This window comes from Chitinophaga oryzae (assembly GCF_012516375.2).
Classification (GTDB): Bacteria; Bacteroidota; Bacteroidia; order Chitinophagales; family Chitinophagaceae; genus Chitinophaga; species Chitinophaga oryzae.
In genome coordinates this window covers 5,119,579-5,143,524 of sequence record NZ_CP051204.2, presented here as the reverse complement: position 1 = coordinate 5,143,524, position 23,946 = coordinate 5,119,579, and the positions used below count along the sequence as shown (strand labels likewise).

The following is a 23,946-nucleotide window of genomic DNA, read 5'->3' as shown; positions in this document are numbered from 1 at the left end:
GCATCGATATATATGTCTCTATTGTAGATTCGATTGTTGTTTTTTTAGTTTCAGTGTCTGCTGACTGATCTTCGACTGTTACGTTATGAAAAAAAATTCCACTTAAACGTTAAATGATTACTTATGAAATTTCAATGCACCCGGGTTACCACGTCCCGCATCAACCAATATCAGTTTCATTACTAACCGGGTAGTATCCACATCTCTGTAACGATACTGCCTTTTATCGCATTGTGATTGTTCCGGCCGGTATCCCGGCGTGACGGCCTTTTACCGGCTGTCAGGACCCGTATTGCCCTAACATTAAATATTCTGAATTCCATGTTTAAAATGATTCTTTCGCAGATGTCATGGAAATGGCTGGCATTGACGGCGCTAATGCTGTCGGCAGCGCCCGGCTATTCACCATTACAGGCCCAGGATGGAAGTGTGGTCCGGGGAGTAGTGCTGGATGAAAAAAACACGCCCATCCCGGGTACAACGATACTGGTAAAAGAAACGAAGGTCAGTGCCAGTACTGACGGTGATGGTAAGTTTCTTATTCATGTCCCGTCCGGCAAACAAGTGCTCGTTTTTAGCTACATAGGAAAAGTATCCCAGGAAGTAAACATCCTGAACCGGGCGGAGATAACGGTTACCATGAAAGACAAAGTAGTTGGGTTGGAAGATGTGGTAGTGGTGGGGTATGGCCGTCAAAAGCAGGCCAGTGTGGTAGCTGCCGTTTCGCAAACCTCCGGCAAGGTGCTCGAACGGGCGGGCGGCGTATCAAATATCGGGGCTGCCCTCACCGGAAATGTGCCCGGGTTGATTACCGCCCAAAGTACCGGTCTGCCCGGTGAGGAAGATCCCCAGCTGATTATCCGCGGCCTCAGTACCTGGAATAACAGCAACCCGCTGATACTGGTGGATGGGGTGGAACGTCCTATGAACAGCGTGGATATTGGTTCTGTAGAAACAGTAACGGTATTGAAAGATGCTTCGGCAACCGCCGTATTCGGTTCACGGGGCGCCAACGGCGTTATCCTGATCACTACTAAGCGGGGAAAAACAGGTAAGGCAGCGATCCGCGCCACGATCAACACAACGCTGAAAGCTCCTTCCAAATTGCCCGGCAAGGCAGATTCCTACAATGCCCTGCGTACCGTTAACGAAGCGATCGAGTACGAGCTGGCATTAAAGCCCGAAAGCTGGAACAATTATTACCCTCAGGCTATTTTGGATAAGTACCGGCATCCGGCGAACCTGGAAGAAGCAGAACGTTATCCCAATGTAGATTGGGCGAAAACGTTATTCAGAAATTACGCGATGTCACAAAATGCCAACGTGAATATCAGCGGAGGAACACGTTTTGTCAAATACTTCACCAGTGCGGACTTCCTGCATGAAGGCGACCTTTTCAAAATTTATGATAACAGACGCGGATATAAACCCGGTTTCGGCTTTAACCGCTTGAATGTCCGGTCTAACCTGGACTTTCAATTAACGCCTTCCACGCTCTTTAAAGTAAATCTTGCCGGATCGTATGGCGTAAGGAAAAGCCCGTGGGGATTTTCAGGAAATCAATACGGATCTTGGATTGATGCCTATACGACTGCGCCGGACGTGTTCCTGCCGGTATATGCCGACGGCTCCTGGGGATATTATGCGCCTAATGAAGGAAGGGCGGAGAATTCGGCGAGAAACCTGGCAGTGGGTGGTATTCAATATCAGACGACTACCCGCATTACCACCGATTTTACGGTAGAACAAAATCTGGACATGCTCCTCCATGGACTGAAGTTTAACGGCACGCTTTCTATGGATAACACTTTTGTGGAAAGTAACAGAGGCGTAAATGATCTTTACAATGATGTACAAAGGAAATGGATTGACCCGGCAACAGGAAATGTGTTTTACAGAAGCGCCTTTGACGGCGTTACTAATTTCGATTTCCAGGAAGGAGCAAAATGGGCGCCGGCAGCAGGCGCCGTGACCGATAACCAGCGCCGGTTATTCTACCAGTTGCAGCTGAATTATGCCAGGACAATTGCGAAAAAACATAACGTAACTGCCATGGGGCTGCTGAACCGTAATGTAACAGCTTATGGCAGCATGATCCCCTCGTACCGGGAAGACTGGGTGTTTCGTACCACTTATACCTACAACGACAAATATACATTTGAGTACAACGGCGCCTATAATGGCTCCGAAAAATTTGCGCCTAAGTACCGTTTTGCCTTTTTTTCTTCCGGTGGTGTGAACTGGATCGTATCCAATGAGCCATTTATGAAGAACATCAGGTTCCTGGACCTGTTGAAGGTCCGTGCTTCGTATGGGCAAACAGGTTTTGATAACGTGGCCGGCCGCTTCCTTTACCTCACTGACTGGGCATATGGTGGTCAGGCACGACTGGGTACTTCCGGTGAAGGGGCTGAGCAAAGCCCGTACAACTGGTACCGGGAGGCTACTGTCGGTAATCCCAATGTACAATGGGAACAGGCGGAAAAAATCAATGTGGGCACCGACTTTGAATTATTTAACGGATTTATAAAAGGTAAGGCCGATTTCTTCCAGGATAAGCGCTCCAAAATATTACTGGCTAACCGCACTTCTGTACCTTCTTATTACGGCGCCACGCCGCCGGTGGCCAATCTGGGCAGGGTAAATTCCCAGGGGTATGAACTGGAGCTGCATTTCAACTACCAGGCATCCAAACAAACCCGTGTTTGGGCCGATCTGAATATGACCCATACAAAAAATAAAGTCATCGAGGCAGATAATCCCGCATTACTGCCGGCTTATCAAAAATCAGAAGGCATGCAGATTGGCCAGGCTTATTCATACGTGAGCCAGGGATTTTATAACACCTGGGATGAGCTGTACGGGAGTACCATGCATAATACCAACGATAATCAGAAGTTACCTGGCAACTACTACCTCGTGGATTACAATGGCGATGGGGTGATTGATGCACGGGATAATATCCCTTACGGGCATAGCGGTTGGCCCGCCAATACCTATAACGCCACAATGGGCATAGACTGGAAGGGGCTGAGTGTCTTTGTACAGTTCTATGCTGCCAATAATGTCACCCGCCAGGTGGTTTTCAATAGCCTGTCATCACAGGGGCACACCGTTTATAATGAAGGTGCCTACTGGTCAAAGAACAACACCGGTGCAGACGTGCCAATGCCCCGCTGGTTGTCGACGCCGGCAGATTATTACCGGGGTACGCAATATATGTTTGATGGTTCCTACCTGCGATTAAAGAACGCTGAAATTGCCTATACGTTTAATACAGGGTTTATCAAACGGGCGGGGCTTGAATCGCTGAGAGTATATCTCAACGGTAATAACCTGGCCGCCTGGAGTAAAATGCCGGATGACCGCGAGTCAAACTTTGCCGGTACCGGTTGGGCATCGCAGGGAGCTTACCCCACTGTAAAACGTTATAATCTCGGCGCCAATTTAACCTTCTAAACATGACTGTTGTGAATAAATATATAAAGCTGTTACGGGCCACCTTTGGTTTAACCGTCCTTCTTGGCCTGGCATCCTGTACAAAGTTTCTCGACAGGGAACCTCAATCTGTGGTATCGGCAGATAATGCCTTTAAAACCTTCATCAGTTTCCAGGGGTATACGGAAGAACTCTATCATTGTATACCGGATTTTACCAACGCTTACTGGACAAATTCCTGGAACTGGGGCGAAGACGAAATTCAATCGACCTCGCGCGATTTTCACTTCATCATAAAAATAGATAACGGTGATTTCTGGGGCTGGCAGTCGCAGTTTGACGGCTGGCAGGCAGGTTGGATGGACCGGAATAATACCAGCACGAATGACGACCGCTTTGCAAAATCATTGTGGAAGCTGGGCTGGTATGGCATTCGTAAAGCCAATATGGGCCTGGAAAATCTCAATAATCTCACCGATGCCACCCAGGAAGAAAAAGACCTGATCAAAGGCCAGTTGTTGTTTTTCAGGGGATGGTTTCATTTTATGTTCATGCAGTATTTCGGTGGCCTGCCTTATATAGATAAAGTGCTTCCCGGCGATCAGAAGTTAACACTGCCGCGGCTCAAATACAGCGAGTGTGCAGATAAAGCAGCCGCCGATTTCGCCGAGGCGGCAAAACTATTGCCGGTGAACTGGGATAATACTACCGCCGGTAAAAGGACGCTGGGAAAAAATCAGTTGCGCATTAATAAGATCATGGCGCTGGGTTATCTGGGCAAAAATTATCTGTGGGCAGGAAGTCCCCTGATGAACTATGTATCTACCGGCAGTAAAACATATAACACAACCTATTGCCAGAAGGCGGCCGAGGCCTTCGGCGAACTGTTGCAACGCTGCGAGTCGGGCGACGCGCCTTATAGCCTCGTGGATTTTTCAAAGTATTATACCAATTTCTACAGCGCGGGCCAGAACTGGTTAATGCCGGGAGGCACGGAAGCAATCTTTCGCGGCCCTTACTACGGCGCCCACGGGTCTACCTATGGCACCGCGAAACAGTATGGCTCCGCTTTGCTGACAGGAGAAACCATCACTTTTGTGCCAACTGCCAACTATGTAGACTACTATGGCATGGCTAACGGGCAGCCCATTAAAGACATCACACAGGCCGACCCGGAATCGGGTTACGATCCGGCATATCCCTGGAAGGGAAGGGACCCCCGTTTTTATAACGATATCGTGTTCGACGGGGTAAAATGTGTGCAAGGCGCCACCACGGATGAAAACAACCGCTATGCGAACCTTTACACCGGCGGCAGTTACCGCGATGTCAGCAGCGCCAGCCGGTCCGGTTATTTGCTCCACAAGTTTGTACCTATGACGGCCAACAGGTTCGATAACGGCTGGAGCTATGATAAGGCGCTCAATATCCATCTGCCTTACATGCGCCTGGCAGACGTGTACCTGATGTATGCAGAAGCGGCTGCTGAAGGGTATGGTGCTGCAACAGGGAAGTCCGGTAACTATAATAAAACGGCATTAGACGCCATCAATACCATCCGGGACAGGGCAGGAGCAGGACATGTGGCTGCCCGCTTTACCGGCGCGCTGGACGAATTTATGAGCGAAGTCCGGCGCGAGCGGGCAGTAGAACTCTCTTTTGAAGGCCATCGTTTTAATGATCTGAGAAGGTGGATGTTGCTGATACAACGGCCGTACACCCTGAAAAAATCAGTGGAGTTTGACCGGTCGCCAACATTCAGTACGGCCGATCCCGGGAATAATAAGGTGCTCAACTTACGTGAAACCGTAATCCTGGAGCGGAAGTATTCAGAGAAGCACTATTGGCTGCCGCTGAAAAACGCCGATGTTAATATGTACGTGGAGTTTAAACAAAACCCCGGATGGTAAAACGTGCAGTTCCTGCTTGTATCGTTTCCGCTAATTTCAAAAATTCATGAACCAGATGAAAGCATTCATAGCCGCTATTGTATTGACAGGCCTTGTGCAGATGACACAGGCACAGGATACTACAGGCACCATTATATCCAATGCTCCGGACAGCAATACTGCGCAGGCAGCATTCCGCAGAGTGCATAGAAATGAGCTGCCAGGTGGTATTGCAGTGGTGGACGTAGCCTCACAAATGACGCAAAACTATATGAACTACAGCCTCGAGAATATGGAGAGCTGGGCCAATGGTTTTAATGGCAATAGTATGTGGGGAATGGGCACTTACCTGCTCGTGATCGACGGAGTACCCCGCGATGCCACTAATGTATTACCCACGGAAATAGACCAGGTTTCTTTTCTCAAAGGGGTAAATGCAGTAGCGTTATATGGCAGCCGGGCTGCGAAAGGCGTGATATATATTACCACCAAAAGAGGAAAACCCGGCAACCAGCGGATAGATGTAAGAGCAAACGGGGGATCAGGGTCCCTAAAGCATATCCCGCCTACCTGGGATCTGCTGAGTATATGACGCTCTATAATGAGGCGCGCCGCAATGACGGCCTTGCAGACCTGTATACCCCTGAAACCATTGACCATTATGCCTCCGGCAAAAATAAATACAGGTACCCCGACGTAGATTATTATTCAGATGAATACCTCAAAAAATTTTTTAGCCGTTATGATGTAACGGCGGAGATATCCGGTGGAAATGAGAAGGCCCGCTATTATACCAATATCGGCTATCAGACTTCCGGATCCCTGCTCAACTTTGGGGAGGCCCGCCAAAATGGGAAATCGGACCGCCTCAATCTGCGTGGTAACGTAGACGTTAACCTGAATGATTATATTTCCTGTAATATAGACGCCAGCGCTGTCTTCTATACCGGAAGAGGGGTAAATACCGATTATTGGAGCAGTGCGTCCACCTTGCGCCCCTATCGTTTTGCGCCGCTTATTCCCATAGACATGCTGCGGCCGGATGATGAAGCGGCCAATGTGCTGGTGAAAAACAGTAACCATATTATTGACGGGAAGTATTTGCTGGGTGGCACACAGCTGGACCAGACCAACCCTTTTGCTGCTATCTATGCCGGTGGCAACAACCGGTATATAAGCCGGCAATTCCTGTTCAATACCGGCGTGAATGCAGACCTCAGAAATTTGCTGAAAGGGCTTTCCTTCCACGCTACGTTTGCTGTAGATTATAATACCTCCTATAATCTTGCCTACAATAACAGTTATGCCGTATATGCGCCGACGTGGAACACGTTTTCCGGTAAGGATGTAATCAGCAGCCTTACCCAGTACGGGCAGGATGCGACGTCCGGCGTGCAGAATGCGAGCAACAGCTGGTACCGTCAAACCGTCGCTGCCACTGGTCAGTTCAATTATCTGAATACTGTCGGCGGTGACCATCATCTCTCTGCTGTTTTGCTGGTGAATGGTTTTCAGCAGTCAGAATCTGCCGTTTATCACCGCACCAGTAATGCCAACCTGGGTTTGCAACTGGGCTATAATTTCAAAAATACCTATTATGTTGATTTGAGCAGCGCCATGGTCCATAGTGCAAAACTGCCGGAAGGAAACCGGAGTGCTTTTTCTCCGACGGTGTCGCTCGGCTGGCGAATCAGTAATGCACCCTTCCTGCGGAGAATATCAGCGATCGATGATCTTCGGTTGACTGCTTCCGCTGGAGTGCTGCACACTGACCTGGATATTTTATCCTACTATCTGTACCAGGGGGCCTATACCACCCAGGGGAGCTGGTTTGGCTGGAAAGACGGTACCGGCGTTCAGGCCACCGAGTCGCGCCGGGGAGCTAACCCGGACATGCGTTTCCCTAAGAGGGAAGAAATCAGCATCGGCCTGGATGGTTCTTTCTTCCATCAGCTGATAAAACTGAATGGTAATTTCTTTGTCAATAAAATCACCGGCAACATTATACAGCCTGACGTACTTTATCCTTCCTACTTTACCACCGGGTTCCCGTTATCCTCTTTCATTCCCTATATCAATTATAATGATGACAAGCGGGTGGGTTTTGACTTCAACCTTAGTTTCCATAGTAAGTTGAGGGAGGTGAGTTATACTATAGGGCTGGTAGGCAGCTATTACAAAACGATGGCCACGAAACGCGCAGAATTATATGCCGACGAATACCAGCGCCGCGAGGGAAAACCGCTGGATGCCATATGGGGATTAAAAAGCCTTGGCTTTTTCCGTGATGAGAATGATATTAAAAATTCTCCTGCCCAGGCTTTTGGCCAGGTAAAACCAGGTGATATCAAATATAAAGATCAAAACGGGGACGGCGTCGTTGATGCCCGTGATGAAGTGTACCTGGGCCGTGCCGGCTGGTTTGGTTCTCCGCTTACGCTGGGCATAAATCTGGGCGCGAGGTGGAGGAACTTCTCTTTTATGGCGCTGGGGGTGGGCCGCTTTGGCGCATACGATATGAAGAATAATTCCTGGTTTTGGGTTGCAGGAGAAAGCAAATATTCTGCTATCGTAAGAGACCGCTGGACACCGGAAACAGCGGAAACAGCCAGATATCCCCGTCTGACTACGCTCGCCAGCGATAATAATTTCCGCAATTCAGATTTCTGGTTGTATAAGACCAATCGCATAGACCTGGAGAAAGTGCAGATTTCCTATGATATGAGCGGTTTGCTGGGTAAAAAGAAAGTGGTGAAAGAAATGGGAGTATACGTCAGCGCTTTTAATCTGTTAACGATATCGGCAGAACGTAAAGTGCTCGAAATGAACGTAGGCAGCGCTCCGCAAACACGCCTGTATAATCTGGGCATAAAGGGATCCTTTTAATCTTTTCCATTCGCATAATTAAGTTCCCGTTTTATGAAAATAAATATTGTCATTTTACTGGCCTGTCTATTGCTGGTGGCTGGTTGCAAAGATCTGCTGGTGCCGGAAACTGAAAATATCCGGGACCTGAATCCGGGTAAATATCCTCCAAATGACGCTGCGCTGCCATTTGGCATATTGCTCAACGGCTATAACCGGATACCCACTAATTCCTGGTCATTTAATGATGTAGCCACTGATGATGCGGTGACCAATGACCAGGGCAATGGTTTCCTGAAAATAGCAAACGGGCAGTGGACGGCCAATAACAACCCGTTGAGCCAGTGGACCAATGCATATGCGGCTATCCAGTACCTCAACATTGTTTTACGGGACGTGGACACAGTCCGTTGGGTGTCAGATCCTGTAGTCAGTAAATTATTTGCCATGCGGATAAAAGGGGAGGCTGCCGGTTTGCGCGCCCTTTTCTATTATTATCTGCTGCAGGCCCATGCCGGCGTGTCTGAAAGCGGCGCTGTGCTGGGGGTGCCCATTATTACCGCCGTGCAGGGGCCTAATGCTGACTTCAATACCCCCAGGGCCACCTTTGAAGCTTGTATGAAACAAATTTACAGCGACCTGTCGATAGCGGATGATTTGCTTCCGCTGGATTACGGAAATATTGCAAGCGCCGCATTCATTCCTGCTAAGTACGGAACGATTACCAAAGAACAATATGACCGTGCTTTTGGCTCCGCTTTCCGGGGATTTCTCACGGGACGGATTGTAAAGGCTATCCGGTCAAAGGCCGCATTACTGGCTGCCAGCCCGGCGTTTAGTGCAGGTAACACTACTACCTGGGCCGATGCGGCCGACTACGCAGGGGAAGTGCTTTACCTGAAAGGAGGTGTAGGCGCTTTGGCTTCCAATGGCCTTACCTGGTATGCCAATGCCAGTGAAATTGCCGGCCTCGCCGATGGCGCCAACCCCGCTGAAATACTCTGGAGGAACAATTACGGCGATAACCGCGACCTGGAGCAGGCTAATTATCCGCCGGGATTGTTTGGTAACGGACGCATCAATCCAACACAAAACCTGGTAGACGCTTTTCCTATGGCTAACGGAATCCCGATTACCCATACAGGTAGCGGCTATGATGCAACGGACCCCTACGCCAACAGGGACCCGCGGTTGCGTGTGTTTATTTTAGTGAATGGCGGTACCGCCGGCCCCAATAATACGGTCATCAGCACAGCTGCAGATGGTGGCACAAATGATGGGCTCAACATAGTGGGAACATCCACCAGGACTGGCTATTACCTCCGCAAACTGTTACGGCAGGATGTGAACCTGAATCCTAATTCCACCAACAACCAGCGGCATTACAAACCACATATCCGGTATACGGAAATTTTTCTCAACTACGCAGAGGCGGCCAATGAAGCCTGGGGACCATTAGGAGCCGGCAGGTATGGATTCTCTGCCTATGACGTGATCCGGGCGATCCGTAAAAGGGCCGGTGTGGGCACTGCTAATGGTGATACCTGGCTCGAAGAAGCGAAAGGCAGTAAAGACCAAATGAGAGACCTGATCAGGAATGAGCGGAGAATAGAATTGTGCTTTGAAGGGTTTCGCTTCTGGGACCTGCGTCGCTGGAAAGTTAATCTGAGTGAAACAGCCAGGGGGGTGAGCATAAAAAATAATGTTCCCGCTGTGATAAATGTCGAGCCCCGGCAGTTCCAGTCATTTATGACTTATGGCCCCATACCGTATGGAGAAATACTGAAGTTTGGCGCGCTGGAACAAAACAAAGGCTGGCGCTGAGAAAAACAGGCAGGAGCTCATTTTTAATTGATTTTTTTGAAAAAAGCAAAGATGAAAAAGTTTTTAATGCCCGTGGTATTACTGCTGCTTGCAGCATGTAACAAGAACGTAACGTTTCCCGACTATCCTTATCAAACGGTATACTTCGCTTATCAATACCCTGTACGCACCATCACGTTTGGAGAAGATATCTTCAGCACAGAGCTGGATAACCAGCGAAAATGTAAAATTATGGCTGCCACCGGCGGTGTTTATTACAGTAAAAACGACGTGAACATCAGTATCGCAGTAGATAATTCCCTGCTGGGAAACGGGTTGCTGTTTGGCGCCGGTAAAGATGAAGTCCTGCCCATGCCCGCTAAGTACTATTCACTGGCAGACAACAAGATCGTTATTCCCAGGGGCAGCCTGGCCGGTGGCGTGGAAGTGCAGCTGGCCGACGCCTTTTTTAATGACCCCAGGGCAATTAAGAACACCTATGTGATTCCATTACGTATAACCGGTAAATCAGGCGCGGATTCTGTCCTGAGCGGCAAAGATTTTATCCTGTATGCCGTCAAATACGTGAATGAGTGGCATGGCAACTACCTGCGCAGAGGGAAAGATGTAATATCAGGAAGCGTAAATCAAACCATCATACGGCACAGGGAGTACGTAGAGAAAGATGAGGTAAATAAGTTAAGTACGAGGTCCATGAAAGAACTGGAGTTTCCGGTGGTGTACAAAAACAAAGATGGCAATAACATCAACTGTACATTGCTGCTCACCTTCCAGGATGGCGGAAAATGCACGGTTTCTTCGGCAACCGCCAATATTAGTGCTTCCGGGAACGGACAATTTGTAAAGAGGGGAGAAAAGAACAGCTGGGGAAACAAAGATCGCGATGCGCTTTACCTCAAATACCAGGTGGCCCTGCCCGATATGCAGGTGTCTGTGTCGGACACGCTGGTGCTCAGGGACCGGTCTGTCACCATGGAAACATTTACGCCTGTGAGTAAATAGTTTTTCACCTTACCTTGCCGCATTGATACCAATGCGGAAAAAACAGCCTCCTGTCAACCAGGGGGCTGTTTTTTCATATCATTACTCAAACGCTTTATCTCTTTGCATCTTTGCCATAAATTCGGAAGGCAGCACATTGTATTTTGCCTTGAATGATTTGGCAAAATAGTTGGGCGTGGAGAAGCCTACCTGATAGGCGATTTCAGCAATGGTCAGGTCACTTTTTTTCATGAGCATGGCGGCTTTTTCCAGCCGGTAGGACCGGATATATTCTACCGGGGTCTGACCGGTTAGTTCCAATAATTTATTGTACAGTGAACTCCGGCTCATCCCTAGTTCCTTGCTCAGGCGCTCGACCGAAAGTTGGGAATCTGTCAGGTTTTCTTCCAGGTGGGCCGCGATACGCACCATTAACTTTTCTTCGGCCGATACCTTTTCAATTTCAGGCGCAAGTAATTTTATTTGTTTGGTATACGTGTTTTTCAGGGTATGGTTAAGATGCAGGAGATTCCTGATCCTGGCATGAAGTATTTCGAAGTTAAATGGTTTGGTGATATAGTCATTGGCGCCTGTTGCCAGTCCTGCGATCTGCTGGACCTCATGGGTGAGCGCGGTGAGCAATATAACGGGTATATGATTGGTCCTTTTATCCGATTTTAACTTCTGCAATAAGCTGATACCATCCATTTGCGGCATGGTAATATCACTGACGATCAGGTGCGGATGCTGTAACAGGGCTTTTTGCCAGCCGTCTTTCCCGTTACTGGCTTCTATTATTTTGTAATTCCTGCAAAGGTTATCTTTAAGATAGAACCTGAAGTCGTCATTGTCTTCCACGATGAGCACCACGGCCTTTTCCTGGCTATCCGGTAGTTCCTCGCGGGCCTGCGATGCTGCTGCCGGTTCCTGCAGTATTGCTTCCCGGACGGACAACTCAGGCGGCTCCTGCCTTACAGGGATTTCTGCCGCCGCCATTAAAGGCAGTTCTATGGTGAAAGTTGCGCCCTGTCCCGGTTCGCTGTCTACTTCAATTGTACCGCCATGTATGGTTACAAATTCTTTCGTAATGGATAAGCCTATGCCGATTCCCTGGTTTAATATGGTGGAAACGGTGTCTGCCTGGAAGAAATGTTCGAAGATCCGGTCTTTTTTATCTTTGGGGATGCCGATGCCGGTATCTTTTACTGTTATCCGGACCCATTGCCGGCAGGTAACTTCCTCTTTTTTCAACAGCTGCAGCGTTACGGTAACCGCGCCTTTTTCTGAGGTGAACTTAAAGGCATTGGAAAGCAAATTGAAAAGAATACGTTCTGTCTTATCATGGTCAAATAAAACACAGAGTATTGCCGGGTCACTGATAAAGGTGAATTGTATGTTCTTTCTTTCGGCAAAATCGCGGAAAGAGTCTGTGACCTCTCTGATAAAAGCTACAAAATCTCCTGCTGTTGGCTGTAGTTTTAGTTCATGTTCTTCCATTCTCCTGAAATCCAGCAGTTGGTTGACCAGATTAAGCAGCCGCCTGGAATTTCTTTTGATCATGTTTAGCCTGTCGAGGCGTGGGCCGGTGTTTTCTCCGCTAATGAGCTGTTCTACCGGGCCCATGATCAGTGAAATAGGAGTTCTGAAATCATGACTAAGGTTGGTGAGGAATTTAATTTTAAGCCGGTCGATGTCCTGCAGCCTTTTTACTTCCAGCCTTTCCTGTTCCAGCAGGAATTTTTTCCTTATCCGCTTGATCCCGAGGTAACGGCTATAGAGCAATAACAGGCAGATGGCGCACACATAAAAGGCGTACGCATAAATAGTACGCCAGAACGGGGGGCGAACGTGGATTTTTATCGTGGTGTCCCGGCTACTCCAGATTCCATCGTTGTTAGCGGCTTTGACATGGAAGGTGTATTCTCCGGGATCAAGGTTCGTATAGGCCGCACTGTTGGCCGTGCCGGTATAGTTCCAGTCTTTATCAAATCCATCGAGTTTGTAGGCATAATGGTTTTCTGTTGGAAGGGTGTAGTTGAGCGCCACAAAACTGATGACAAAGTTTTGTTTGTAGGCCAGCCGGATGTTGTCGGCTACGGCAATATGTGCTGTAATAGGGCCGTCCTCATCAGGAAGTATCGATTTGTTGGATACCCTTAGATCTGTCAGCAGCACAACCGGAGCATGTTTGTTGAGGGTAAGACCGGAGGGCGTAAAGTAGTTAATTCCTTCCAGTCCGCCGAACATCAGGTCTCCGTCAGACAAGCGTATGCCGGAGTTACGAACGAAGTTGTTATTTTGAACGCCGTTATAGCGCGTATAGTTTCTGAACTTTTTGGTCTCAGCGTGGAAACTGCTGATGCCCATGTTGGTACTTAGCCAGATAGTCCCGCTCTTATCTTCAAGGATTTTGTAAATGGTCACGTTTTGCAGGCCGTCTTTTTCGCAGAAATTGACAAACCGCTGTTGTGTTTTATCAAAAAAGCTCAGGCCGCCAAAGGTGCCTGCCCACATACGGCCTTTGCTGTCGCACAGCAATGTTTGCACTTTATCGCTCGGCAACAGGCTGTTGCTTTGGGTGTAGATGTCCCACCGGCCGGTGCCCGGATGATAAACGCCGACGCCGCCTCCATGGGTGCCAATCCAGATATTGCCTTCCGTATCCTCCTCGATAGCCCTGATATATCCGTTGAACGGCAGCTTTTTCTCGCTCGGCTTTGTGGGGTCCGGATGAGGGGTATACCTGGTAACCACCTGCTCATTTTTGAGGACGTTCAGTCCTTCTCCGTTGGTGCCAACCCAAACGTTGCCTTTACTGTCTTCCTTTATGCAAAAGATGTCATTGGCGCCGGGGTGCTCGCTCCCCGCGACTTTTGTGAGGTATTTATAGTTGCCGGTAACACTGTTGATGATGAGCAGGCCCAATGCATAGGTGCCTATGTATAATTTTTTGTCGCGGGTGTACTGGAGCGCCATAATGGCCACTTTATTGCCCGTTACCGGAAGCGGGATGTCAATGGGATGGACTTTCCCCGTTTGGCGATTGAATTCAAACATGCCTCCGCCATCGGTGGCCACAAAAACATTGCCTCCGCTGTTTTCCGCAAAGGCAGTGACGATGGACGACTGACGGCTATTTTCATGAAATGCGCTGCCTGGTTTAAAATTGAAGAGGTGCAGGTTCCTGTCATATTTATTAATCCCGCCCCTGAAAGTGCCTAACCAGTAAATACCCTGTTTGTCGTTATAGATACATCTTATCGATTGGTTGGTAAGACTATAGATGTTTTCATCGGAGGGAAGATAGTGATCGATGGCGTTTGTCCGGGTATTTAGCACCATGAGCCCATCTTCTGTGCCGATCCATAGCTGGTGGTCTTTGTCCGGCCTGATGCAGTTAATTAATTTATTGTACAGGAGCGGGATAGTATGATATGGGGAGATGCTGGCGCCATCGGGTTGCAACGTATACAATCCTGTTGCGGTACCTACCCAGATCTGCCCGTCACTGTCGCCGGTAATGGCCTTGATCTCGTTATCCTGGGCGGTACATCCGGCTTTGTTGTTGGTTATTAGTTTTATGGCGCCGGTAGATGGCGCATACCGGTACAGGCCATGGGCCGTCCCGATCCAGATTTGCTGTTTGCGGTCAATAAAAAGGCAGCGGGGGCTCAGCTTTATTTCCCGGGTCTCTTCTCCTGCTATCAGGTTGATCTGGGAAATATGACGACTGCCGGGTGCCAGCTTAAATAAATGTTCGAACTGTGCGATCCAGATGTTACCGGAAGTATCGCTGGAGATATCCAGTATTACAGCGTTGGGAGGCAATTGGGGGGCATCCGCGTGCAGGGGGAAGTGAACGAAGGCGTCCTTTTTACGGTCGTATAAGCTAAGCCCGCCACCACTGGTACCTATCCAGAGGTTGCCGGCCTGGTCTTCATGGAGTGCCAGTACCTCATTGGCCCTCAGGCTGGAAGCGTCATCCGGATGGTGCCGGTAAACAGTAAAGTGGGTACCGTCAAATTTATTTAAGCCATCATCGGTAGCAAACCACATCAAACCATAGTGGTCCTTCGTGATGGCATTCACCCCATTGGATACCAATCCGTCTTTAGCGGTAAGCGAAGTGAAGTTGAAATGTCCGGTTTGGGTCCAACCGGTTTTAGCGAGGCATAGTAAACAGCACAGGAACGTAAATGTATATTTACACATATGGAGCGGGCATTAAAAAGCAAGATATTGGTTGAATGATTATAACGTGGTCCTTTGTACCTCAATTTAAGTATTGTAATGAAATTTATAAACATCATGATACTAAATTGCCTGAATACACTGTTATTGGACTATAATAATTGTAAAAAAGACATTTTTTCCATCAATTTCAACAAATGAGCTATCCGGAAACTACCTGCCCCTGTATTTTTGTTTCCGTGCAGTTTTATCCGGAAACAACTACGGGTAATGCTAATATGACTGAATAACGGCTTTAAAGATGTATAAGAAATTCCTCGTTATAGCGCTCCTGTGCTTTTGTAGTGCTTCGCTTTATGCGCAGCAGTCTGATAATGAAGACGGCACCTATACCAATCCGGTTATATGGTCGGACTTCCCGGATAACGACGTAATCCGCGTGGGAGATACTTACTATATGGTGGCTACCTCCATGTATTTTTTTCCCGGTGTGCCCCTGCTGCAGTCGAAAGATCTGGTGAACTGGGCGTATGTGGCCCATGCAGTGCCGCGGTTCAAACAGCATCCCTTTTATGATTTAAAAGGCGGCAACAGGTATGGGAGAGGGCAGTGGGCCAGCAGTATCCGCTATCACAACGGAAAGTTTTACATACTTTTTATGACACTGGACGAAGGCGGTTTTTTGTGTACCGCCACGAAGGCGGAAGGCCCCTGGGAGATACGAAAGCTGGTAAGGCCCTACTATGACCCCGGGTTGTTTTTTGATGAGGATGGGCGCATCTACATTGCCCACGGGTATTCTAAACTGTCTGTGACAGAAGTGGATGCTAACCTTGCCCCTGTTGGCAGGGACAGTATTGTGTTTGACAAGGTGCAAAGGCCGGGGCTGGAGGGATCGCATGTTTATAAGGAAAACGGCTACTATTATATTTATGCTACCTATGGTGGGGGAGATGGTTACCAGGTTTGTCTCCGGTCAAAAAACATATATGGCCCCTATGAGGAAAAAACTGTGCTGAAAGACGATATGAACCTCTATGGTAAAGGTGTTCATCAGGGCGCCCTGGTAGAAACGCCGCAGGGGGAATGGTGGAGTATTATTTTTCAGGACAGGGATGGGGTGGGAAGAGTGCCCACTTTGCAGCCGGTGCAGTGGATAGATGGCTGGCCTGTCCCCGGGAAGAATGGAAGGGCAGTGGTCACCCATATTAAACCACGTACTGAAGCCGTTACCCCAGTGCAAATATTGCCCACCAGTGATGAGTTCAGTGATGATAAGCTTGGCATGCAATGGGCCTGGAACCACAATCCGGACGACAGCGCCTGGTCTTTAAGTAAACGGAAAGGTTATCTGCGGCTCACTACAGCCGGCGTTGCCGCTGATTTGCTTCATGCGCGGAATTCTCTCACACAACGGATATTTGGCCCCTTCTCCGAGGCTACCGCGGCATTCGACATCAGCGGAGTGAAAGCCGGCGATGTGGCCGGACTTGCTGTATTGCAACTGCCCTATGCCTTTATCGGCGTGAGCGCCGGCGCGCCGGCAAAGTTTATTGTGATGGAGCATGCCGGCAGCAGGAAAGACAGTGTGGCCATAGGACAGCAAAAAAAGGTGTTCTTCAGGGCTTCTGTTAATACCGTGAAAAATCAGGCTCACTTCTCCTATAGCTTCGATAACAGGACATATCTTCCCCTGGGCGATACGCTGGAAATGCAGTTCAACCTGAAAATGTTTACTGGTAACCGGTTTACGCTGTTTAACTATGCCACGCTTAAAAGCGGCGGCTATGTTGATGTGGACTGGTTTCATATGGATACCCGGAAGGGAGCGCCCAATCTGTTTAAGGCAGCCTCCCGCATTGGAGCAGAGATGTATGATGACATCTACGGCGCACGGGTGGCTCCCGGCAAAGATGGAAGCGGGCCGGGGCAGCAGGAGGTGGCCCATTTGACGGCCGGTTCATGGGTGCGCTTTAACCAGGTGGATTTCGAAAAAGGATATCAATACCTGTTATTGCGGGTGGCGCCCCGCGGAGGGCGTATAAACGTGTATCTCGATAATGATTCGCTGCATCCCTATGCTGCCGTGGCGGTGCCCGACCAGCCGTTGCTGAACTACACGACGGTCAGCATACCCGTGAAGCCGCTTACCGGCAGGCACCGGCTGACATTTACCTTTACTGGAGAAATGCAATCCACCGCCCGTTTCAACTGGTTTACCTTCGCAGATGATCACCAGCAAACGTATACATCGCCTCCGCTGATATCACATATCTATACCGCCGACCCGTCTGCGCATCTCTTTAACGGAAAAATATATATATACCCTTCGCATGATACTGCTACCAACACGAAGGAAAGTGATAACGGGGACCACTTCCAGATGGAGGACTACCACGTCTTTTCCATGGACTCCATTGGCGGTAAGGTAACGGACCACGGGATTGCGCTCCGGGCGCATGACGTGCCCTGGGCTTCGAAACAGCTGTGGGCGCCGGATGCAGCATTTTCAAAGGGAACATATTATCTGTATTTTCCCGCAAAGGATAAGGAAGGGGTATTTAAAATCGGCGTTGCATCTTCAAAGCAGCCGACTGGCCCCTTTGTGGCCGAAAAAGAGCCGATTGCCGGAAGTTATAGCATTGACCCCTGTGTGTTCAGGGACGACGATGGATCTTTTTATTTGTACTTTGGCGGTATCTGGGGAGGACAATTACAGCACTGGGATAATAATCGCTATGACGCCACTGCAGCGCTGCGTAAAAAAAATGAAGTGGCCATCCTTCCACGGGTGGCAAAGCTTGCCCCGGATATGAAAAACCTGGAAAGCGCTCCGTTGCCCATAAAAATAACGGACAGTACCGGCCGGCTTTACAATGAGCAGGAGAACGACAAACGCTTTTTTGAGGCCGCCTGGATGCACAAATACAATGGCAAATATTACTTCTCTTATTCAACCGGCGATACGCACAATATCGTTTATGCGATCGGGGACAGCCCCTATGGCCCTTTTACCTATCAGGGGGTTATCCTGAAACCGGTGGACGGCTGGACCAACCATCATTCGATTATTCAAATCGGACATAAATGGTATTTGTTTTATCATGATACGCAACTGTCGGGTAAAACGCACCTGAGAAACGTGAAGGTAATGGAGTTGAAGTATAATAACGATGGCACCATCCAAACGCTAAGCGCATCCAGATAACACATTTCGTAAATAATTAAAGACCCAGGCAACTTATGAAGTATATCCGCCATGTTATTGTTTTTTTACTGACTGTCGCTATAAGTTTTTCCTGCGTGGCTTACCGGGCTCATTCTTTTGCCGGGCCGGAGGTACGGGGACTGAAAGATTATTACAAGGATTATTTTCCTATAGGCGTGGCCGTTTCAGCGCGTGCGCTGCACACAGAGGAAGCAGGACTGGTGGTCCGGCAGTTTAACAGTGTTACCCCGGAGAATGCTATGAAAATGGGCGTCATTCATCCGGAAGAGCAGCTGTATAACTGGAGGGATGCTGATACTGTCGCAGCCTTTGCCCGCCGTAACGGAATGAAGCTCAGGGGGCATACCTTAGTCTGGCATAACCAGGCCCCCGGATGGCTTTTTAAGGACGCCAACGGACAACAGGTATCTAAAGACGTGTTGCTACAGCGCCTGAAAGCGCATATTACGACTGTGGTAAAGAGATATAAGGGCACCGTATATGCCTGGGATGTGGCCAATGAAGTGATCAGCGACCGTAAGGATGAGTTTTACCGGAATTCACTATGGTACCGGATCTGTGGTGAAGAATACATAGAGAAAGCATTTCAGTGGGCCCATGAAGCGGACCCCGATGCTTTGTTGTTTTATAATGATTACAATGAGATAAACACTGTAAAACGGGAAAAAATTATCCGTATGCTCAATGGCCTTATCAGCAAAGGGGTGCCGGTTCATGGAGTGGGATTGCAGGCACATTGGGCCGTTAACGAGCCATCGGCAGAACAGCTGGATAAAACGATGGCAGATTTTGCAAAGCTGGGCCTGAAGATACAAATTACTGAATTTGATGTTTCCGTGTACCGCAAGGAACATGAGATGAGGGAACGGGAAGCGGGCGACAGCGCCACGGCGTTTACCGCAGCAAGGGAGCAGCAACAGCTCGAGCAGTACCGCCGGTGTTTTGCATCTTTTCGCAAGTACCGCGATGTCCTGACGGGCGTAACGTTTTGGAATATCTCCGACCGGTATAGCTGGCTGGACAACTTCCCGGTGCGTGGCAGAAAAGATTATCCATTGCTGTTCGATAAGGAGCTGCAACCCAAGAAAGCGTTTTGGTCAGTCGTTAAATTTTGAATACTATCCTTGGCCATCATATCCCCAGATCATATACAACGCACCCCAGGTAAACCCGGCGCCGAAAGCGGCAAGCAACAGGCGGTCCCCTTTCTTCAGGCGCGACTCGTAATCCCACAGGCACAAGGGAATCGTGCCGGAAGTGGTGTTCCCGTAGCGGTCAACGTTCCGCATTATTTTTTCAGCCGGAAAAGACAATACTTCCGCCGTGCGGTCAATGATCCGCTGGTTAGCCTGGTGGGGTACCAGCCAGGTAATGTCCTGTGCCGACAGCTCGTTTTTTACCATCGTTTGGGTGATGGCCTCTGTCAGGCGTAATACCGCATAATCAAAAATAGCTTTGCCATCCATGTAGAGATAATGTTCCTGGTTGTGCACCGTGGTGGTAGAGGACGGCCAGCGCGAACCTCCGGCTTTCACATAGAGCAGGTCGGCGCCGCTGCCGTCTGTACGAAGGAAACAGTGCTGTATCCCGCTGTCGGGAGGCCCCGGCTCCAGTAACACACCACCTCCGCCATCGGCAAAAAGGCAGGTGGTGATTCGGTCCTGGCCGCCGATAATACTGCTCATTTTATCTGCTCCCAATACCAGCACGTAGCGGTATATGTTCTGCTCTATGTACCTGGAGGCAATATCCAGCGCAGAGAGGAAGCCGCTGCATGCCCCGTTGATATCGATAGCCCACGCCTTGCTGGCGCCGATTTCACGGGCAACAATATTGCTGGTGGAAGGCGTGATCATATCCGGGGTGGTAGTGGCCAGTACAATGGCATCCAGTTCTGATGGCTGTATGCCGCGTTTACGGCAGATTTCAAGGGCTGCCTGCACGCATATGGCAGAAGTGCCGACGCCTTCCTCCCGGATAAAACGCCGCTCCCTGACGCCGAGATATTTGGGAATCCACCCGGAGGGGATGTGCATTTTTTGTTCCAGCTCTTCATTGTAAACAATATGCGGCGGAACGTATCCGCCGACTGCTGTGACAACCGCGTTGCTCTTTTTCATAGTCAGGTTTTTTAAGGATAGCAAAAGGGTAACAATTAGTACATCTAACAAAATAGACAATGGATAGTAGCTTGTTCAAAGGTATCAACAGCTGGTGAAGTAGAACGGCATGGTCCAACTGCAGTCCCAGGTATATGGTATGGCTATAGCTTCGCAGGATGCCCGTTGTTTCCCTGTTTTTTAATGTCTAATATTTGTAACCATGTCTCCTGAAAATTATCCGTTGTCTGCGCTTGCGCAGGAATTATCCGCTCTCAGAAACAAGGACAGTTATCATCCGGATATGGATGCAGCTGCTGTGTTCAACCGGTATTTCCCGGGAAATCTGCCGCAGCTGATGCTGGGCATGTCTGAGATTACTGCTTCCTTTTATGGCTTGCTGCTTCAGCAGGCAGTTGCATTGGAAGGACCTGATATGGCGGAAGCCCTTTCTTCATCACTGATATATACGCTGGGAAAGAACAAGGCCGGCAGAATAATGGAGACCTACCCTTTACTGGAGCGGGATGCCAGGGGCGTCCTGGAAGTTATTATTGCTGCCATCTTTACCGCCAGCCCTGAATTTAATTTCGAGGTCAATAGCTACTCGGCTGCGGAAGTGGTATTCACTATCCGGGGAACAGACCGTTATCATAGGATCAGTCAGCAGCTGCAAATGACCCATCTCCTGAAATGGCCGGTGATACTGCCGTTCCTGGAAGGGATACGCGATGTGGCCGCACCCGGCTGGAAAGTTACAGCGCTTGCGTCTGCGGTAGACGAGAATAGTAACTGTGATTATGTTTTCAGGATATACCAGGAGGCTGTTGTACCGCCAGGCGATATTCAGACAGGCATGCGGCCTCCCTTTTTCCGGTTGCCGGCTGCCGCTATGGTGACCAGGGGGAAATATCTCGAAGCGGACCTGGGACCTGCCGGTAATTTTCAAAACAGCGAGTTTGTTACAATGATCCAGCAATGCCTGTCGGCCGAAGCGTGGAATGCCTGCCGCCTGTATGCGCCGGGAACAAACCAGTATATGCTGGCGGAGCGCTTTACGTGCATGCGCATCGGTAATTTTTTGGCTGATACATCTTTGAAAGTGGTGCTCCATACACAGGAAATCAGTAAAAGAAAGCGGAAAAGTGTTATACGCATTTTGGATGATGCGGGAAATATGGTCTACCAGGTACTTTTCGATTATTATATGTGGAATGAAGCGGACTTTAAAAATAGATTTGTCTTCCTGAAAAGCGATAAAAAAACAGCGCCGGGAGAATCACTGCCCCTTCCTGTTATCAGCCGCATGTCTTTTGACAATGCCTGGCATTATGTGTCCCGGTTAGCTCCTGTAGATGAAATACATTGCCTTGGCCATTTCGGGGGCTATCCCTGCGTGCCGGCGTTATTCCTGTTCCGGTTATTGCACCTGGAAGCGGAAAAGTGGATAAAGGACGTGCTGGGAGAGCTGCCCGGAACCAGGCTGGTGGTAGAGAGTGTTGCTGTTCATCCCGCGCGTATTATGCCCGCAGGTGTGCCTTATGACATTACCACCACCGTGCATCGGCTGTCAGATAATATAGTGCAATTTGTGTATGACATTACGCAGGTAGATGATCCTGGTACCAGGTTTGGCTGCGTGGTATTGGAGATGATGATGCCCGGATAAATATAATACGGAAGCTTGGTCCGACGCTATTATTGGTAAGTCTGCCGGAACAATAGGGATCAGGAACTACATTCTTCTGTCGCTCGTTCCCCGGGTTCACAAAAATTGACTTTTTTATCCCATAGGGATAATTATATGCGGTATTGCAGTTCTGCTTTTGGTTTCAAAACTTTGCTAAAATTAAACAGCAGGATATGAAAAGTTTAGAGCAACAGATTAATGAACTGAATGAAAATTTAGTAAAACAACTTCCTTCAGAAGTCCTGGCGATATTCGGCCAGTCAATTCACGAACTGAAAGCGCAGGGCATTGAGGAAAGCAGTATCGGAACAGGCGAAAAGTTTCCTGATTTTAACCTGTTAAATATGAATAGTAAAGCCATAGCGTTAAAAGAACTGCTAAAAAACGGGAAAGTGATAGTGGCTTTTTTTCGCGGCAGTTGGTGCCCTTATTGCGCTGTCGGAATATAACGGGAACGATAATAACGAACTGCCTGTTCCTGCCATTTTCGTAGTGGATACCAATGGCAGTATCACCTACAAATTTGTTGATACCAACTATATGAACAGGGTTGATATTCAGGAGCTGATCGGACAATTATGAATGAAGTAACGCCAATCTTTGATTTGCATACAACTTACCGGGTTTTGCATACGGCCATTAAGATGTTCTTCGCGAAGTTTGATCTGTAAAAATCATAATTATGGATATGAAGAACATCAATTTGGGAAGCGAAGGTCTGGTAGTGCCGGTTATAGGTTTGGGCTGTATGGGTATGACGGGCTTTGAAGAAGGGAACATGTATGGCGAGGCCGATGAGCAGGAGGCTATAGCCACCATTCACCGATCGCTCGAATTAGGGGGCAATTTTTTGGATACTGCCGATTTGTATGGTCCTTTCAAAAATGAGCAGCTGATTGCTAAAGCAATACGTGGCAGCAGGGATAAATATATTATTGCAACAAAATTCGGCTGGGAAATAGATGCTAACGACAAAGTGACCTGGGGTATTAACGGTAAAAAAGAATATGTGAAAACCGCGGTAGAGCGTTCTCTTAAAAATCTCAACACGGAGTATATTGACTTGTACTATATGCACCGGCTTGATAAGAATACGCCCGTCGAAGAAACCATGGAAGCAATGAGCGAGCTGGTGAAGGAAGGAAAAGTCAGGTATCTGGGACTATCGGAAGTATCTTCAGAAACGATAAAAAGAGCGCACGCGGTTCACCCCGTTACGGTGGTGCAAAGTGAATATTCTTTGTTTGAGCGGACAGCAGAGGAACGTGGCATACTGAATACTTTAAATGAACTTGGAATAGGTTTTGTTGCTTATTCCCCGTTAGGACGGGGCTTTTTATCCGGACAGATCCGGACCATAGACGATTTACCCGAAAATGATTTTCGCCGGGCAATTCCCCGTTTTCAGGAAGCTCATTTTTACAGGAATCTTGAGTTGGTTAAGGCAATTGAGACAATGGCCGGGGAGAAAAGGATAACCGCTTCACAGTTGGCGCTCGCCTGGATTATCAATAAAGGCATCGTACCTATTCCGGGGACCAAACGCAGAAAGTATCTGGAACAAAACATTGCGGCCACCGAAATTGTATTAGATGAAGCCGACATGTCGAAACTCGAAAGTATTGTGCCGCTGGGTACTGATACCGGTAATCCATACGACGAGTTTAGCATGGGGCTTATCGATTAGCGCCTTTGTGCGGTTGCATTTTTAGAATGCAACCGCTACTTTACCTGTTTAAA

Annotated in this window: 13 protein-coding genes; 11 read left to right on the top strand and 2 right to left on the bottom strand. The window is 48.7% G+C overall.

What is annotated here, in order from left to right; translation table 11 throughout:
• Positions 1-321: 321 nt before the first annotated feature.
• The 6 genes from HF324_RS20450 to HF324_RS20430 are packed head-to-tail and all read left to right on the top strand — an operon-like array spanning position 322 to position 11,018.
• Complete coding sequence (locus tag HF324_RS20450) at positions 322-3,459, top strand: SusC/RagA family TonB-linked outer membrane protein (RefSeq protein WP_220101212.1); 3,138 nt, start codon at positions 322-324, stop codon at positions 3,457-3,459.
• An 11-nt stretch (positions 3,460-3,470) separates the two neighbouring features.
• Positions 3,471-5,348 (top strand): RagB/SusD family nutrient uptake outer membrane protein, encoded by a 1,878-nt coding sequence (locus HF324_RS20445; RefSeq protein ID WP_220101211.1) that lies wholly within the window; start codon positions 3,471-3,473, stop codon positions 5,346-5,348.
• Between the two features lie 55 nt (positions 5,349-5,403).
• Positions 5,404-5,919 carry a TonB-dependent receptor plug domain-containing protein gene (locus tag HF324_RS33420; RefSeq protein WP_220101210.1) on the top strand — a complete coding sequence of 172 codons (516 nt, stop codon included), beginning with the start codon at positions 5,404-5,406 and terminating at the stop codon, positions 5,917-5,919.
• Complete coding sequence (locus tag HF324_RS20440) at positions 5,916-8,213, top strand: SusC/RagA family TonB-linked outer membrane protein (RefSeq protein WP_220101209.1); 2,298 nt, start codon at positions 5,916-5,918, stop codon at positions 8,211-8,213. The genes HF324_RS33420 and HF324_RS20440 overlap by 4 nt, the downstream gene beginning before the upstream one ends.
• A 33-nt stretch (positions 8,214-8,246) precedes the next feature.
• Positions 8,247-10,016, top strand: a complete 1,770-nt coding sequence (locus HF324_RS20435; RefSeq protein WP_168860691.1) for a RagB/SusD family nutrient uptake outer membrane protein — start codon at positions 8,247-8,249, stop codon at positions 10,014-10,016.
• Between the two features lie 51 nt (positions 10,017-10,067).
• The gene (locus HF324_RS20430; protein WP_168860690.1) at positions 10,068-11,018 is read left to right on the top strand and encodes a DUF5627 domain-containing protein; all 951 of its coding nucleotides are present in this window, start codon (positions 10,068-10,070) and stop codon (positions 11,016-11,018) included.
• 81 nt (positions 11,019-11,099) lie between these two features.
• On the opposite strand, the gene HF324_RS20425 is transcribed toward HF324_RS20430, so the two are convergent.
• Positions 11,100-15,209, bottom strand: coding sequence for a hybrid sensor histidine kinase/response regulator transcription factor (locus tag HF324_RS20425; protein ID WP_168860689.1), 4,110 nt, complete (start codon positions 15,207-15,209; stop codon positions 11,100-11,102).
• Between the two features lie 280 nt (positions 15,210-15,489).
• Here HF324_RS20425 and HF324_RS20420 point away from each other — a divergent pair, with 280 nt between their 5' ends.
• Complete coding sequence (locus HF324_RS20420) at positions 15,490-18,396, top strand: family 43 glycosylhydrolase (RefSeq protein WP_168860688.1); 2,907 nt, start codon at positions 15,490-15,492, stop codon at positions 18,394-18,396.
• 35 nt (positions 18,397-18,431) lie between these two features.
• The gene (locus tag HF324_RS20415) at positions 18,432-19,532 is read left to right on the top strand and encodes an endo-1,4-beta-xylanase (protein WP_168860687.1); all 1,101 of its coding nucleotides are present in this window, start codon (positions 18,432-18,434) and stop codon (positions 19,530-19,532) included.
• A 3-nt stretch (positions 19,533-19,535) separates the two neighbouring features.
• On the opposite strand, the gene HF324_RS20410 is transcribed toward HF324_RS20415, so the two are convergent.
• On the bottom strand, positions 19,536-20,537 hold the full coding sequence (locus HF324_RS20410; protein WP_168860686.1) for a beta-ketoacyl-ACP synthase III: 1,002 nt from the start codon (positions 20,535-20,537) through the stop codon (positions 19,536-19,538).
• Positions 20,538-20,739: 202 nt separating this feature from the next.
• On the opposite strand from HF324_RS20410, the gene HF324_RS20405 reads away from it, so the two are divergent.
• The 3 genes from HF324_RS20405 to HF324_RS20395 all read left to right on the top strand — a co-directional run bounded on the left by HF324_RS20405 (position 20,740) and on the right by HF324_RS20395 (position 23,893).
• Positions 20,740-22,185, top strand: a complete 1,446-nt coding sequence (locus tag HF324_RS20405; RefSeq protein ID WP_168860685.1) for a hypothetical protein — start codon at positions 20,740-20,742, stop codon at positions 22,183-22,185.
• A gap of 194 nt (positions 22,186-22,379) precedes the next feature.
• A complete protein-coding gene (locus tag HF324_RS20400) occupies positions 22,380-22,655 on the top strand; it encodes a redoxin family protein (RefSeq protein ID WP_220101208.1) in 276 nt (91 codons plus the stop codon).
• 233 nt (positions 22,656-22,888) lie between these two features.
• Complete coding sequence (locus HF324_RS20395) at positions 22,889-23,893, top strand: aldo/keto reductase (protein WP_168860684.1); 1,005 nt, start codon at positions 22,889-22,891, stop codon at positions 23,891-23,893.
• Positions 23,894-23,946 lie beyond the last annotated feature (53 nt).

Coding starts and splice junctions, on each gene's coding strand:
- HF324_RS33420 (WP_220101210.1), top strand. CDS start 5,404: ATGAAAGCATTCATAGCCGCTATTGTATTGACAGGCCTTGTGCAGATG.
- HF324_RS20420 (WP_168860688.1), top strand. CDS start 15,490: ATGTATAAGAAATTCCTCGTTATAGCGCTCCTGTGCTTTTGTAGTGCT.
- HF324_RS20405 (WP_168860685.1), top strand. CDS start 20,740: ATGTCTCCTGAAAATTATCCGTTGTCTGCGCTTGCGCAGGAATTATCC.
- HF324_RS20410 (WP_168860686.1), bottom strand. CDS start 20,537: ATGAAAAAGAGCAACGCGGTTGTCACAGCAGTCGGCGGATACGTTCCG.
- HF324_RS20415 (WP_168860687.1), top strand. CDS start 18,432: ATGAAGTATATCCGCCATGTTATTGTTTTTTTACTGACTGTCGCTATA.
- HF324_RS20400 (WP_220101208.1), top strand. CDS start 22,380: ATGAAAAGTTTAGAGCAACAGATTAATGAACTGAATGAAAATTTAGTA.
- HF324_RS20425 (WP_168860689.1), bottom strand. CDS start 15,209: ATGTGTAAATATACATTTACGTTCCTGTGCTGTTTACTATGCCTCGCT.
- HF324_RS20435 (WP_168860691.1), top strand. CDS start 8,247: ATGAAAATAAATATTGTCATTTTACTGGCCTGTCTATTGCTGGTGGCT.
- HF324_RS20430 (WP_168860690.1), top strand. CDS start 10,068: ATGAAAAAGTTTTTAATGCCCGTGGTATTACTGCTGCTTGCAGCATGT.
- HF324_RS20440 (WP_220101209.1), top strand. CDS start 5,916: ATGACGCTCTATAATGAGGCGCGCCGCAATGACGGCCTTGCAGACCTG.
- HF324_RS20450 (WP_220101212.1), top strand. CDS start 322: ATGTTTAAAATGATTCTTTCGCAGATGTCATGGAAATGGCTGGCATTG.
- HF324_RS20395 (WP_168860684.1), top strand. CDS start 22,889: ATGGATATGAAGAACATCAATTTGGGAAGCGAAGGTCTGGTAGTGCCG.